Source organism: Sutcliffiella horikoshii (assembly GCF_008180725.1).
Taxonomy (GTDB): domain Bacteria; phylum Bacillota; class Bacilli; order Bacillales; family Bacillaceae_I; genus Sutcliffiella_A; species Sutcliffiella_A horikoshii_B.
The window spans coordinates 578,425-592,294 of the sequence record NZ_VTEV01000002.1; the positions used below are offsets into that span (position 1 = coordinate 578,425).

Annotated in this window: 11 protein-coding genes; all 11 read left to right on the forward strand. The window is 41.0% G+C overall.

Annotated features, from left to right (window positions below; translation table 11 throughout):
• Nucleotides 1–163: 163 nt before the first annotated feature.
• The 11 genes from prfB to FZC76_RS06685 all read left to right on the forward strand — a co-directional run bounded on the left by prfB (nt 164) and on the right by FZC76_RS06685 (nt 13,869).
• A protein-coding gene (gene prfB / locus FZC76_RS06635) for a peptide chain release factor 2 (RefSeq protein ID WP_148987459.1) occupies nt 164–1,262 on the forward strand; the annotation gives its coding sequence in 2 pieces (ribosomal slippage) (nt 164–235 and nt 237–1,262; 1,098 coding nt in all).
• A gap of 238 nt (nt 1,263–1,500) precedes the next feature.
• Nucleotides 1,501–2,370 (forward strand): YitT family protein, encoded by an 870-nt coding sequence (locus FZC76_RS06640; protein ID WP_148987460.1) that lies wholly within the window; start codon nt 1,501–1,503, stop codon nt 2,368–2,370.
• Between the two features lie 60 nt (nt 2,371–2,430).
• The gene (gene cccB / locus FZC76_RS06645; protein WP_148987461.1) at nt 2,431–2,763 is read left to right on the forward strand and encodes a cytochrome c551; all 333 of its coding nucleotides are present in this window, start codon (nt 2,431–2,433) and stop codon (nt 2,761–2,763) included.
• A 304-nt stretch (nt 2,764–3,067) separates the two neighbouring features.
• The gene (locus FZC76_RS06650) at nt 3,068–5,491 is read left to right on the forward strand and encodes a S8 family serine peptidase (RefSeq protein ID WP_316246592.1); all 2,424 of its coding nucleotides are present in this window, start codon (nt 3,068–3,070) and stop codon (nt 5,489–5,491) included.
• A gap of 392 nt (nt 5,492–5,883) precedes the next feature.
• Entirely contained in the window at nt 5,884–6,570 is a 687-nt protein-coding gene (gene ftsE / locus FZC76_RS06655) for a cell division ATP-binding protein FtsE (RefSeq protein ID WP_148987462.1), read from the forward strand.
• Nucleotides 6,560–7,453: a permease-like cell division protein FtsX gene (ftsX, locus tag FZC76_RS06660; protein WP_148987463.1), complete on the forward strand. Its 894-nt coding sequence runs from the start codon at nt 6,560–6,562 to the stop codon at nt 7,451–7,453. Before ftsE ends, ftsX begins: the two co-directional genes overlap by 11 nt.
• 105 nt (nt 7,454–7,558) lie before the next feature.
• Nucleotides 7,559–8,902, forward strand: a complete 1,344-nt coding sequence (locus FZC76_RS23760; RefSeq protein ID WP_148987464.1) for a murein hydrolase activator EnvC family protein — start codon at nt 7,559–7,561, stop codon at nt 8,900–8,902.
• Nucleotides 8,903–9,213: 311 nt separating this feature from the next.
• Nucleotides 9,214–10,692: a S41 family peptidase gene (locus FZC76_RS06670; protein WP_148987465.1), complete on the forward strand. Its 1,479-nt coding sequence runs from the start codon at nt 9,214–9,216 to the stop codon at nt 10,690–10,692.
• 90 nt (nt 10,693–10,782) lie between these two features.
• Nucleotides 10,783–11,979, forward strand: a complete 1,197-nt coding sequence (locus FZC76_RS06675; RefSeq protein WP_148987466.1) for a PDZ domain-containing protein — start codon at nt 10,783–10,785, stop codon at nt 11,977–11,979.
• A 254-nt stretch (nt 11,980–12,233) separates the two neighbouring features.
• Nucleotides 12,234–12,482 carry an acyl carrier protein gene (locus tag FZC76_RS06680; RefSeq protein WP_148987467.1) on the forward strand — a complete coding sequence of 83 codons (249 nt, stop codon included), beginning with the start codon at nt 12,234–12,236 and terminating at the stop codon, nt 12,480–12,482.
• A complete protein-coding gene (locus tag FZC76_RS06685; protein WP_148987468.1) occupies nt 12,475–13,869 on the forward strand; it encodes an AMP-binding protein in 1,395 nt (464 codons plus the stop codon). The genes FZC76_RS06680 and FZC76_RS06685 overlap by 8 nt, the downstream gene beginning before the upstream one ends.
• Nucleotide 13,870 lies beyond the last annotated feature (1 nt).

The window sequence follows — 13,870 nt, forward strand, 5'->3', positions numbered from 1 at the left end:
GTAAATATATTCTTTAGCCAGCTTTCATCACTCCATCTGTTGAACACAATTGCTCAGGTACTTTTTTATTTGGGTGAAATACGATAATATAGACTATTAGTTGCCCTGTTCGTTTAATAAGGGTTAAAATCCGTGTTAGTGAAAATTTTATGAGGTGAAATAAATGGAATTAGTAGAGATTCGTCAAGAGTTAGAAAAAATGGCTAAGCGATTAGTCGAGTTTAGGGGGTCTCTTTGACTTAGAGGCCAAAGAACGTCGAATTGCTGAGCTTGATAATGAGATGTCCAATCCGGAGTTCTGGAACAACCAGAGTGCAGCGCAGGTCGTCATTAACGAAGCGAACGCATTGAAAGAGCCTGTGGGACAATTTCATGAGTTGAGTGAGAACTATGAAAATCTGCAACTGACTTATGAATTGGTTAAAGAAGAGCCGGATGCGGAGCTTCAAGCCGAGCTAGGCAGTGAAGTGAAAGCAGTAGCCGAAGATTTCAACAAGTTTGAACTTCAATTATTGTTGAGCGGTGAGCATGACAAGAACAATGCCATTCTTGAACTTCACCCAGGTGCTGGCGGTACCGAGTCACAGGATTGGGGTTCCCTGCTCTTACGTATGTACACTCGTTGGGCGGAACGTAAAGGCTTTAAGGTGGAGACGCTTGATTACCTGCCAGGAGACGAAGCGGGAATTAAGAGTGTGACACTACTAATTAAAGGTCACAATGCGTATGGATACTTGAAAGCGGAAAAAGGGGTACATCGTCTTGTGCGTATCTCTCCGTTCGATTCTTCTGGCCGCCGTCACACAAGCTTTGTTTCTTGTGAGGTTATGCCGGAGTTTGACGATAACATTGAGATTGATATCCGTACGGAAGATTTGAAAATTGATACGTACCGTGCAAGTGGAGCTGGTGGACAGCATATCAATACAACCGATTCCGCGGTTCGTATTACACATATTCCGACTAATGTGGTTGTAACGTGTCAAACTGAGCGTTCACAGATTAAAAACCGTGAGCGTGCAATGAAAATGTTGCAAGCTAAGCTTTATCAGAAAAAGTTGGATGAGCAACAGGCGGAACTGGATGAGATCCGCGGTGAGCAGAAGGATATCGGCTGGGGTTCCCAGATTCGTTCCTATGTGTTCCATCCATACTCCATGGTAAAAGATCACCGTACCAACACGGAGGTCGGCAATACACAGGCGGTCATGGACGGAGATTTAGATCCGTTTATTGATGCTTATTTGAGATCAAAACTATAAAAGATAATGTTTGCACCTCTGGCCCTATATTGGCTGGAGGTGTTTTTGTGTACTTTAAAAATAGTAAGGAAAGTATAGTGGGAAAACTTAAGGTTAATCTAAAGGAAATGTATGCATTTTGGAAATGCAAGCTCATTAACGCTTTACCACGTTATACCAATGCCATTTACACCCTTATAATAGAGTGCTATACTCTTGCTCGTTGTGTGTATTTTAGACAGATTTGGGGGGCTTAAAGTTGAGTCGTAAAAATAGAAATGGATATCAAGTGAATCCCGTGTATCAGCGGGTGAAAGAATATACATATGTGGTGTTGGGGTCTGCGATTGTGGCACTGGCGTTCAACCTGTTCTTACTGCCGAATCAGGTTGCTTCCGGCGGAGTAAGTGGAATCAGTACCATATTAAAATCGCTTTTGGACTGGGAACCAGGAATTGTGCAGCTTTGCTTTAACATCCCGCTCTTTTTAGCAGGGGTGATTCTTCTTGGAAAGCAATTTGGTCTTAAGACGTTAGTCGGTACGATTACTCTGCCGTTAATTGTTCTTTGGACGAGTGAAATTACTCCGGCCACACAGGATCCGTTGCTTGGATCATTGTTTGGAGGAATAGGTGTCGGACTTGGGCTTGGGCTGGTTTTCCGTGGTCGTGCTTCTACCGGTGGGACAGACCTTGCCGCACAGATTATCCATAAATATACGGGACTGACGCTTGGTGCATGTGTTGCAATGATTGACGGCCTTATTGTTATCTCCGCAGCAGTCGTGTTTGATTTGGAGCTAGGAATGTATGCTCTTATCGGTCTTTTTGTGACATCCAAGACAATCGACTTTGTTCAAGTTGGCTTAGGGTATTCCAAAATGGCCATCATTATTACCAAGAAGGAAGAGGAAGTCAAGGGTGCCATATTAACAAAAATCGACCGTGGTGTGACAAAGCTTGCTGCTTACGGAGGCTACACGGAAAACGAATTGTCTGTTTTGATGTGTGTGGTAGACCAGACAGAATTCACAAAATTGAAACAAGTGGTTCGGACCATTGACCCTTCTGCATTTGTGGTCGTAACCAATGCATCTGAAGTGTTAGGTGAGGGTTTTAAAAGAGAGTAAATAGGATATAATAAAAGCAATCTTGGTAATTATTACATCTCAAAATTGGGGGACCTACCTATGAAAAAGTATTTTATGGCTTTTGTACTTGGATCTTCTCTCTTAACACTTGCAGCATGTGGCGGCGGTGACGAAGAACAGGAAACTTCCGGCGGTGGCGAATTCGCTATGGTGGAAAATGAAGAAGCACAGCAACTTTACCAAAGCTGTATCGGCTGTCACGGTAATAACATGGAGGGCGCAAGTGGTCCAAACCTTCAAAAAGTAGGAAGCAAATACAGTCAAGAAGAAATTGAAAGCATCATCAATAACGGTCAAGGAAACATGCCAGCAGGTCTTGTACCTGAAGAGGATGCAACTGTTTTAGCGGAATGGTTGGCACAGCACAAATAAGAATGAACCGAACTCTCCTAAAAAATGGAGGGTTCTTTTTTATGTTCTTTTTTACCTATTTTTATACGTGAAAAAATAGTCTTAATAGAGCATTTTTGTTGGGCATTTGTGGAATTTTGTAAGTGCTTTATAACTGAATTGTCGGAATTGTTCGTTTAATTCACTAAAGTATATTGAAAATTTAAATTCTTGAAAATATAATTTGGTTTGTAAAGATTTTGGACAATCGTAAGTAATTGGGACTTAAGTATTTGTCTAGAAATTTTACACTAGCCGTATATACATCAAAGGGGAGTGGGATGATTTGAAGCAGAAGTTTATTGCAGCATTTATGCCTTTGCTGGTTTTGGTACTGGTTTTCAGTACTTTTGCCGCAAACGGTGTTTCTGCTAACACAGGAAAAGAAAACCCTGAGTTAGCAACATTACAAGGAGATTTTGATTTATCATCCTCGAAGGCAGTTAAGGTTATTGTGGAATTACAAGAAGAGTCAATTGTTGAAGCTAAGCACAATGGGAAAAAACAGTCTAAACAGAATTTGAAAAGTGCTCGCGATAAAGTGAAAAAAGAAGTAGCAGACCGTACTTCTAAAAGTAAAGTGGAACGTGAGTATGATTATGTATTCTCTGGATTCTCGCTTGAGATTCCTGCAAACGAGATTCCTAGTCTACTAGCGACTCCGGGTGTTAAAGCAGTTTATCCGAATGTAGAGTATACAACAACCGAGGTTGTGACAGAAGAAGAATTCAGCCCTGCAATGGTTGATTCTGCACCATTCATCGGTTCAAACGAAGCATGGGATCTTGGATTCACAGGTGAGGGTGTGACAGTTGCAGTCATTGATACTGGAGTAGATTACACTCATCCAGATTTAGCACCTAATTTTAATGAGTATCTTGGTTGGGATTTTGTAGATAATGATGCAGACCCACAAGAAACACCAAAAGGTGACCCACGTGGAGCGGAAACAACCCATGGTACTCACGTTGCAGGTACAGTTGCGGCAAATGGACAAATTAAAGGTGTGGCACCTGAGGCTACATTACTTGCATACCGCGTACTTGGACCTGGTGGAAGTGGATCTACAGAAAATGTAGTGGCAGCGATTGAACGTGCTGTTCTTGATGGAGCAGATGTGATGAACCTTTCCTTGGGTAATTCATTAAATGCGCCAGACTGGGCAACTTCCATTGCGCTAGATCAAGCTATGGCTGAAGGAGTTGTAGCAGTAACATCCAACGGCAACGCTGGTCCAAACAACTGGACGGTAGGTTCTCCGGGTACTTCCCGTGAAGCAATTTCTGTAGGAGCTACTCAGCTTCCTTACAACGTCTTTACAGCAGTTACTACATCTTCTGACGGGGTATCCTATGCTTCCTCTGCAGTACAAGGTTTCCCAACTGAGGAAGAACTACTTGCATTAAATGGTCAAGCTTTTGACTTAGTAGATGTAGGGTTTGGGGCACCTGCAGATTTTGCAGGAAAAGATTTAACAGGGAAAGTTGCTCTAATTAGTCGCGGAGCTGGTATCGCTTTTGTTGATAAAGCGACGGAAGCTAAGAAAGTAGGAGCTGTTGGAGCAGTCCTTTATAATAATGTGGAAGGGGTTATGCCTTTAATCCCTGGAATGGCTGTACCTACTATCATGCTGAATAAGGCTGATGGTGAAGCTTTAAAAGCAAAAGCTGCTGATGTAACAGTAAGTTTTAACATTGCCTTTGCTGAAAGAGTAGGGGAAACGATGGCAGGATTCTCATCCCGTGGGCCGGTTGTGGACACTTGGATGATTAAGCCTGATGTTTCTGCACCTGGAGTTAACATTGTAAGTACAGTACCTACTTTCAATCCTGATGCGCCACACGGTTACGGAGCTAAGCAAGGTACAAGTATGGCATCTCCTCACGTAGCAGGTGCTGTTGCGATAATCCTGCAAGCGAACCCTGAGTGGGGTGTGTACGAAGTGAAATCTGCACTTATGAACACAGCGGAAAAATTAATTGACCCAGCAACTGATAAAGAATATGCACACAACTCTCAAGGTGCGGGAAGCATTCGAGTAGTGGATGCGCTACAGGCTGAAACACTGGTGAACCCTGGAAGTTATTCATTCGGCGTGTTTGACAAGAAAAAAGGCAAGCAAGTAGAAAAACAAAAATTCGAGATTCAAAACCTTTCTAACAAAGCAAAAAAATATAACATGGAATTCTTATTCAAAAATGAAGTAGGCAAACACGTGAAGGTAAAAACAAGCAAGAACCTTCGTGTAAACCCTGGCAAGACCCAAAAAGTAAATGTGAATGTCCAAGTTGATGCTTCCAAACTTGAGCCTGGATACTATGAAGGACATCTAGTGGTATCAGAAGGCGACACGGTAATCCAAGTTCCTACCATTCTATTTGTAGGAGAGCCAGATTATCCTCGTGTCACTCATTTTGGCTTCACACCAATGGGTGAAAACAACTTTGAATTCTACTCCTACCTTCCAGGTGGAGCGGAAGAATTGCAAGTATGGGTGTACACTGCTACATCTACTGGTGGACTAGGGACTTATGTTGGAGATGCACTTTACGAAGCTGATCTTGGCAAAGGCTACAACTACCATGACTGGGATGGCACCCTGGTTGACGGCACAGAACTAGATGCAGGCAACTACCGCATCGCAGTCTACGCCAAAAAAGGCAACCTCGACAGAGCAATCCTAGCAACAGACGTCTTAACCATTCAATAACTACAGAAATTAGATTAACTTTATAGTATTCTACTAAACTTCAAAAACACCTTCGGGGGTCTGCCCCCCGAAGGTGTTTTTTTCTCTTTCTCCATAAAAAACGACAAATATCGTTCGACATTTTTCTGCTTTCAGGAAATTTATCCCTGTGTTACCAAGGATGACTTTGATTTGAAAAGAAACTGTAATAATAAAAACTCTTATTTTGTCGAAATAGATGTTATAATAATAAAGTGAATTTATGCGGAAATTTTAGATAAATATACATATTGCAATTTTTGTGTACTAGGATAATCGACATTTCCGTAATTGCTTAATGAATTATTTCTCTACTAAATTTTTATATAGGGGAATGCAATGTGATTCAAATCTTTGACCCAATAGGTGATTAAATGATTGAAATGCAAGACGTCTATAAAAAATACCCAAACGGCGTACAAGCTGTGGATGGTATCAATATAAAAATAAAAGCAGGCGAATTTGTCTATGTAGTAGGACCTAGTGGTGCTGGTAAATCCACGTTCATTAAAATGATGTACAGGGAGGAAAAGCCTACAAGTGGAAGTATTGTCATAGACGGAGTTAACCTTTCAAAGCTGAAGGAAAACAAAGTTCCTATTCTCCGAAGAAATATCGGGGTGGTATTTCAGGATTTCAAACTTTTACCTCAGCTGACAGTTTACGAAAATGTAGCCTTTGCCTTAGAAGTAATAGAAGAAAGTCCTAAAAATATAAAAAAACGTGTCATGGAAGTACTCGATCTTGTTAAGCTGAAACACAAAGCACGTCATCTTCCAAACGAACTTTCAGGTGGAGAGCAGCAACGTATTTCGATTGCGCGCTCGATAGTAAATAAACCGAAAGTAATGATTGCGGATGAACCGACAGGTAACCTTGACCCTGACACTTCATGGGAAATTATGAGTATCTTTGAAGAAATCAACGAAAAAGGCACAACGATAGTAATGGCTACGCACAACCGAGAGATTGTAAACACCATCAAGAAACGTGTAATTGCAATTGAAAATGGGAAGATAGTGCGTGACCAAGCAGAGGGGGACTACGGTTATGAAGCCTAGAACTCTACTGCGTCACTTTAAAGAAAGTTTAAAAAGCTTAGCGCGTAACGGCTGGATGACGTTTGCATCTGTTAGTGCCGTGACGGTTACCCTCCTTTTAGTTGGAGTATTCCTGGTATTAATGATGAACTTGAATAATGTAGCATCGGAGATTGAAAGTGATGTAGAAATCAGAGTTCATATCGACCTAACAGCCACCAAAGAAGATCAGGACGTTCTGATGCAACAGATACAGAACTTACCGGAAGTGGAAACAGTCGATTTTTCATCTAAAGAGGAAGAATTAAAAGGTCTGGTAGATAGTTTTGGTGAGGACGGTGGAGCATTCGAACTGTTCGAACAAAATAATCCACTATATGATGTATTTATCATCAAGACAGCAACACCACAAGAAACTATTTCAGCAGCCAAGAAAATTGACGAGCTGGAGTTTACACATAAAGTAATTTATGGTGCAGAAACGGTGGAAAGATTATTCAAAGTGTTTGAGATTGCGAGAAACGTGGGACTTGCTCTAATCCTTGGACTAGTATTTACAGCAATGTTCCTAATATCCAACACAATTAAAATCACTATTTTTGCCCGAAGAAAAGAAATTGAGATCATGAAATTGGTTGGAGCAACAAACGGTTTCATCCGTTGGCCATTTTTCTTAGAAGGATTATGGCTAGGAATTCTCGGGTCAATCGTACCAATAGGAATTATCCTGACGTCCTACTATTATTTAATAGATCTTGTTCAACCAAGAATTCAAGGTACATTTATTCAACTGCTTCCGTTTTACCCATTTGCATTCCAAGTTATTGGAATCCTAGTAGCTATCGGAGCGTTTATCGGTATGTGGGGAAGCATGATGTCCGTTCGAAAATTCCTACGAGTATAAGAGATTACTATAGTTGTAATACCCGCTTGAAAAATACAGAAAACCTGATGGGAGCATCCAATTTGTTCCTGTCAGGATACATAAGAGTTTAGGGGGAAGTAAGGGATGAGAAGAAAGATTGGTACAATCGCTATTGCTGCAGTCATTGGCTTTTCCGGATTCTTCGGTTCAGGTCTATCTGAAAAAGCTTTTGCGAATGAGATGCAACAAAGGCTGAATGAAGTAAAAGATCAGCAGTCTTCAAATGAATCTACAAGAACTGAAAAACAAAATGAAGTAAATCAGCTTCAGGCGGAGCAGGCAGAAATTAGAGCCGAAGTGGAACGCCTTGATAAAGCGGTAGCAGAAACGAAAAATAAAATCAGCACTAAAAAAGTAGAGATAGACACTACTCGTAAAGAGATTGAAAAACTTAAAGAAGAAATTGAAGTATTAAAAGAACGTATTGCCAAAAGAAATGAGCTTCTAGAAGATCGCGCTCGTTCCTTCCAACAAGGTGGAGGAGCCGTGAATTACTTAGATGTATTATTAGGTGCACAAAGCTTTGGAGATTTTCTTGACCGCGTTGGTGCGGTAGCAACAATTGTTCAAGCCGATCGTGATATTCTACAAGCTCATCAAAAGGATATGGAAGACCTTGAAGCAAAGGAACTGGAAATGCGTGAAAAGCTAGCTTCATTAGAGCAGCAATTAGTGGATCTAGAAAAAATGGAAGTAGAACTAAAGAACCAAATTGCTGAGAAGGACAAGCTTCTAGCTGAGTTAAAGAAAAAAGAACAAGCAACAATGCATGAAATCCACGAACTTGAAAACGAAGCAGAAGTTCTAGCTTCACAAGAAAAAGCAATCCGTGCTGAAATTAAAGCAGCGGAAGAGCGTGCGAAACGCGAAGCAGAGGAACGTGCAAGACAAGAAGCGGAAAGAAAACGTCTAGAAGAGCAACGTAAGAGAGAACACGAAGCAGCGGTTGCAGCAGCTAAGGAGAAGGGAGAACCTGAACCCGAGCCTGAACATATTTCTTCACCGCCACCACCAGTATCATCTGGATCTTGGACAAGACCGACAACGGGTAGTGTAACTTCTGGATTTGGTACTCGTTGGGGCTCCCAGCACTACGGAATCGATGTTGGTAAAAACGGAAGAAGCGGAAATGTCCCTGTCGTAGCAGCAGGCAGCGGCACCGTATTCCAAGCTTACTATTCCAGCTCTTACGGTAATGTAGTTTTCATCACTCACTACATCGATGGTCAAACTTGGACTACTGTATATGCTCACTTAGAAAGTTTGGGAGTAAGTGCGGGACAATCCGTATCTAAAGGTCAATTCATTGGTAACATGGGGAACACTGGATTCTCAACAGGTCCTCACTTGCACTTTGAATTGCACAAAGGATCTTGGAATGGTTCAAAATCCAATGCAGTAAACCCTGCGTCTTACATTAATTTTTAACTAACACAATCTCGCTGTTTAGTATTTGCAGCGAGATTGTTTTTTTTCTGCCATCCTTTACTTTTCCAGTTTCCTTCACATAATATGTCCACTCAACACATATACTTACACTATAAAAGGCATTACACTTCTTGTGTGATGCCTTTTACATCAGGAGCGAAGGAATTGGCAAGTGGGACAGGCATTCTAAGAACGTCACCCACACCGTAGCCACTTACATAAGTTTTAATAATTTTCAACCAACGCCGGCTATGGTACAATTGCGTCATATCTATCGTACGGTACGGGGTATAGGATGAGGAGGAGCTTTCATGAATCGCAAAATTGTTACAGTATTAATGGTTGTATCAGTTCTAGTTGGAGCGGCAGGAATGTATGCAGGTTTACAATGGTTCGGGCATGGACCAGCTGCGGCGGTACCTTCCGTGCAAAATCCTCTCACTGATAACACAGAAGAAGCTGCACCAAAGGAATCGCCGAAAAAAACGGCAGCGCAGATGGAAAAGATTCAACAGGCATACGAAATTATTTCTTCGCGCTATGTGGAGGAAACAGATGCTGAAAAACTGATAGAAGGTGCAATACAAGGAATGGTCGATACACTGGAGGATCCATACTCCGTGTATATGGATAAAGATACGGCAGAGCAATTTACACAGTCGCTTGAGTCTTCTTTTGAAGGAATTGGAGCAGAAGTAGGCATGCAAAACGGAAAGGTGACCATTGTTTCTCCATTCCGCGGTTCACCGGCTGAAAAGGCTGGATTGCAACCGAATGACCAAATCCTCAAAGTAGATGACCAAGACATAGAAGGATTGGATTTATATGAAGCAGTACTTAAAATCCGCGGTGAAAAAGGGACCGTTGTTACACTTGAAATTCAACGTCCTGGCGTGCAAGAACCGTTCAATGTAGATGTAACACGTGATACGATTCCGATTGAAACGGTGTATTCTGAAACTATTGAACAAGATGGTAAAAAAGTGGGATACATTCAGATAACTTCCTTCTCACAAGATACAGGCAAGGACTTTCAAGAGCAATTAGCAGCACTGGAAGAGCAAAACATTGATGGCTTAGTAGTGGATGTACGTGGGAACCCTGGTGGTCTTTTAGATCAAGTACAGATTATTGCAGCTGAGCTTGTAACGAAGGAAAAACCATATGTACAAATTGAACAGCGTAATGGAGAAAAGCAACGTTTCTTCTCTTCCTTAACAGAGAAAAAGCCTTATGAAATCGTGACGTTAATTGATAAAGGAAGTGCATCTGCATCAGAAATTCTTGCGGGAGCATTAAAAGAAGCAGGTAACTATGAAATAGTTGGAGATGCTTCATTTGGTAAAGGTACCGTTCAGCAAGCCTTAGAGCTTGGCGATGGCAGTAACCTCAAGCTGACACTTTATAAGTGGTTGACGCCTGACGGAAACTGGATTCATAACGATGGCGTTAAGCCGACAGTACCTGTCAAACAGCCTGACTACTTCTACGCCAACCCAATTAGCATGGAAGAAGATGAAGAGCTGGCGCTTGATACAAATAGTGAAAAAGTAAAGAATATTCAAGTGATGCTCAAAGGACTTGGCTTTGATCCGGGACGTGAAGATGGTTACTTTAGCAAGGAAACGGAAGATGCCGTGAAATCTTTCCAAGCTGAAAATGACTTATCCACATCAGGAAAAGTTGACAGCCAAACAGCAGAACAGCTGCAAGCACAACTTCTTGAAGCAGTACGTGCAAAAGAGAATGACGTACAACTGAAAGAGGCCATCAAAACATTATTTAAATAAATTAGCACAGTCAGCTTCCCCTATGGTGGGAGCTGACTTTTTTGTGGTAAAATAAAAGAAAAGTTTGTATGTTTAGGCGGTGAACGGGTGATGGAAACGTGGTTTTGGGAATTGCTGATAGGAGTGGGACGCCTTTTCATCCACCCTGTCCTTTATGTGACCTTAGCTGTTGCAGTAGTATTGGGATATTTTCGCGTTAAAAGAGAGCGTCATGACTTTCATATACGAGTGGAATACGGCCTGACGGAGTTTCAAAAGGCTGCAAAGAGTCTTTTAGTGGGACTTGCTTTATCTGTGTTTACACTAGGTTTGGGTGTTATCATTCCTTTTGGAACGCTAGTGCTTCTCAGTATCTTTAGCATCATTTTTACCCTTTTCATTAAACCGAGATGGCTTTCAACTGCTTATATATTCGGTTTTACTATTTTGGCAGTGGTACTTCTTCCGAAATTGGATACCGGTGTCACCATCTTTGAACGCTTGTTCGAATCTGTAGAAGCAACGCATTTACCGACACTTGCCATACTGATGGGGATTCTCATGGTGGCTGAAGGACTGTTCGTTCAGAAGCAGGCACCTCTGCAAACTTCTCCTCAGCTTCAAAAAAGTAAGCGTGGGTTGCCGGTTGGCACACATGTTGTACAGAAAGTATGGATTCTTCCATTATTCTTATTTGTGCCTGTTGGTTCTGGAGGAATCGAAACTAGCTTTGAGTGGTGGCCGGTCCTGCAAATGGGCGAACATACCCTTTCTTTATGGCTTGTTCCGTTTGGCATGGGTTATTATCAACGACTTAAAGCAAGCTTACCTCTTGATGCTATTCCGATCGTTGGAAGACAATTAGTTCTGCTTGCCGCTGTGGTATTGTTGACTGGAGTTGGCAGCCTTTGGTGGGAAAATGCCTCCATCCTGGCAGCAGTCCTTGCTGTAGTAGGAAGGGAATGGCTGTATTACAAGGCTAAAACCGAGGATGAAAAACATCAACCAATTTTTGTTCAACGTGACAAAGGTCTTGTCATCCTTGGAGTGATCCCAGATAGTCCTGCGGAAAAAATGAACCTTCAAATTGGAGAAATCATTACTAAAGTGAACAATATACCGGTAAATACCGTCTCAAACTTCTATGAAGCACTACAGCAAAACAGGGCTTATTGCAAACTCCAAGTTGTGGATGCAAACGGTGAAACGCGTTTTGCCCAAACTGCTTTATACGAAGGTGATCACCATGAATTGGGGCTGCTGTTCGTTCAAGTAGGGAAGAAGTGGAAGCAGACGGAAGCGGTGTAATCTTTACCTGAACACACTTTAGAGAAACGAATCATTCGTTTCTCTAATTTTTTTATATTAAAATAAAGAACTTTTACAAAGAATACTTCACTTAGTGGGGGTAAATACCATCAAAGAGTTGTTGACCTTTTAAAAAGCGATATGCTAGAATTTTATATGCAATTGATTATTATTATCAATAAGTGTGAGGTTTTTATTGTCTCCTGAAAAATAATGTTTTTAAACATATGTGAATGATGGAAAGGGTGTAATGAATGAGAAATATAGAGAAGTATAGAAATGCATTTATCGATGCGTTGGACATAGAGGAAAACGATGTAAATGAAGATTTAACTCTCGGAGAACTAAGAGAGTGGGACTCCATCGGACATATGGCACTCATTGCTGAGATGGAGGATGTTTTTGATGTCTCCATAGATTCAGAATGGATTACAGATTTCAACTCTTACCTATCAGGAATGGAGTTATTGAAACGCTTGGGAGTAGACTTTATTAATGAATAGTTTTCAAAAATTGGAGGAGTTTGGGAGCCACACCGCCGTATACGCTGAACGACAATATTCTTACTCTGAAATGTTAGAAATTGCTGATGCTATCTGTGGTGAAGTAGGGGAAAGAACGCTCGTTTTTTGCTTATGTTCAAATAATAAAGAATCTTTATTTGGCTATGTTGGCTTTATTAGAGGTGGGGTGGTACCTGTACTTTTGGACGCTTCCATCCATATAGATCAGTTGCGCAAATTGATTAACCTTTATAAGCCTACATACATTTGGGCGAGTAGTGAAAATCAAGACCTATTAAATGAAATGGAAAGTACATTTGTATTTGGAGATTACACATTATTTAAATGTCCGTCATTCTTCCAACATACCCTTCATGAAAGTCTTGCGCTCCTTTTAACCACCTCTGGAAGTACTGGAAGCCCCAAATTTGTTCGCCTAAGCTATAAAAATATTTTTAATAATGCCGAATCAATAGCAAATTACCTTGACATCCATGCAGAGGATAAACCTATCACAACACTTCCAATGAATTACTCCTATGGCCTCTCTATCATTAATAGTCATTTCATATGCGGAGCAACGATAATTGTAACGGATGCATCTATCATGAAAAAAGAGTTTTGGGACTTATGTAGAGAGCAAGAAGTAACAACTTTTGGAGGAGTTCCTTTCGTCTATGAGATGCTTGATAGGCTGAAGTTTGAAAATATTAATCTTCCTAGTTTAAAAAAGTTAACTCAAGCTGGTGGGAAATTAAGCTCAACACTATTGACCAAGTTTGCTGAAGTGTGCAAACAGAAAGGGATTCAATTTTTTTCCATGTATGGTCAAACGGAAGCAACGGCGCGTATGGCCTATTTACCATGGGAAAAAAGTCTTGAAAAAGTCGGAAGCATAGGTATTGCCATTCCAGGTGGAGAGCTGATTTTGCAAGACGACAATGGGTCCCAAATTACAGAGCCTAACGTGAAGGGCGAATTGATTTATAAAGGAAAGAATGTTTCTTTGGGATATGCGGAGTCAGTATTCGATCTTTCAAAAGAAGATGAGAATAACGGTATTTTACGGACAGGTGATTTGGCTTACTTTGATCAGGATGGGTATTTTTATATTAGTGGCCGAATCAAAAGAATGGTTAAGCTCTATGGGAACCGTATCAGTCTTGATGAGGTGGAAGGGTTTTTATCTAAGCATGGTCATGATTGTATTTGTACTGGGACGGATGACCAAATGTATATTTACACATTAAAAGATGATGGTATTCCAATTAAAAAATTAATGAAGGAAAAATTAAACTTAAAGGGCATGAAGATTATGAGGATTGAGGAAATCCCACGTAATCAGTATGGAAAAATCCTTTATTCCGAGTTACCTAAACTTGGATAAG

Excerpts from the sequence above, each read along its gene's own strand:
- ftsE (WP_148987462.1), top strand. The coding sequence starts at position 5,884 with ATGATTGAAATGCAAGACGTCTATAAAAAATACCCAAACGGCGTACAA.
- ftsX (WP_148987463.1), top strand. The coding sequence starts at position 6,560 with ATGAAGCCTAGAACTCTACTGCGTCACTTTAAAGAAAGTTTAAAAAGC.
- FZC76_RS06675 (WP_148987466.1), top strand. The coding sequence starts at position 10,783 with ATGGAAACGTGGTTTTGGGAATTGCTGATAGGAGTGGGACGCCTTTTC.
- FZC76_RS06685 (WP_148987468.1), top strand. The coding sequence starts at position 12,475 with ATGAATAGTTTTCAAAAATTGGAGGAGTTTGGGAGCCACACCGCCGTA.
- FZC76_RS06670 (WP_148987465.1), top strand. The coding sequence starts at position 9,214 with ATGAATCGCAAAATTGTTACAGTATTAATGGTTGTATCAGTTCTAGTT.
- cccB (WP_148987461.1), top strand. The coding sequence starts at position 2,431 with ATGAAAAAGTATTTTATGGCTTTTGTACTTGGATCTTCTCTCTTAACA.
- FZC76_RS06680 (WP_148987467.1), top strand. The coding sequence starts at position 12,234 with ATGAGAAATATAGAGAAGTATAGAAATGCATTTATCGATGCGTTGGAC.
- FZC76_RS23760 (WP_148987464.1), top strand. The coding sequence starts at position 7,559 with ATGAGAAGAAAGATTGGTACAATCGCTATTGCTGCAGTCATTGGCTTT.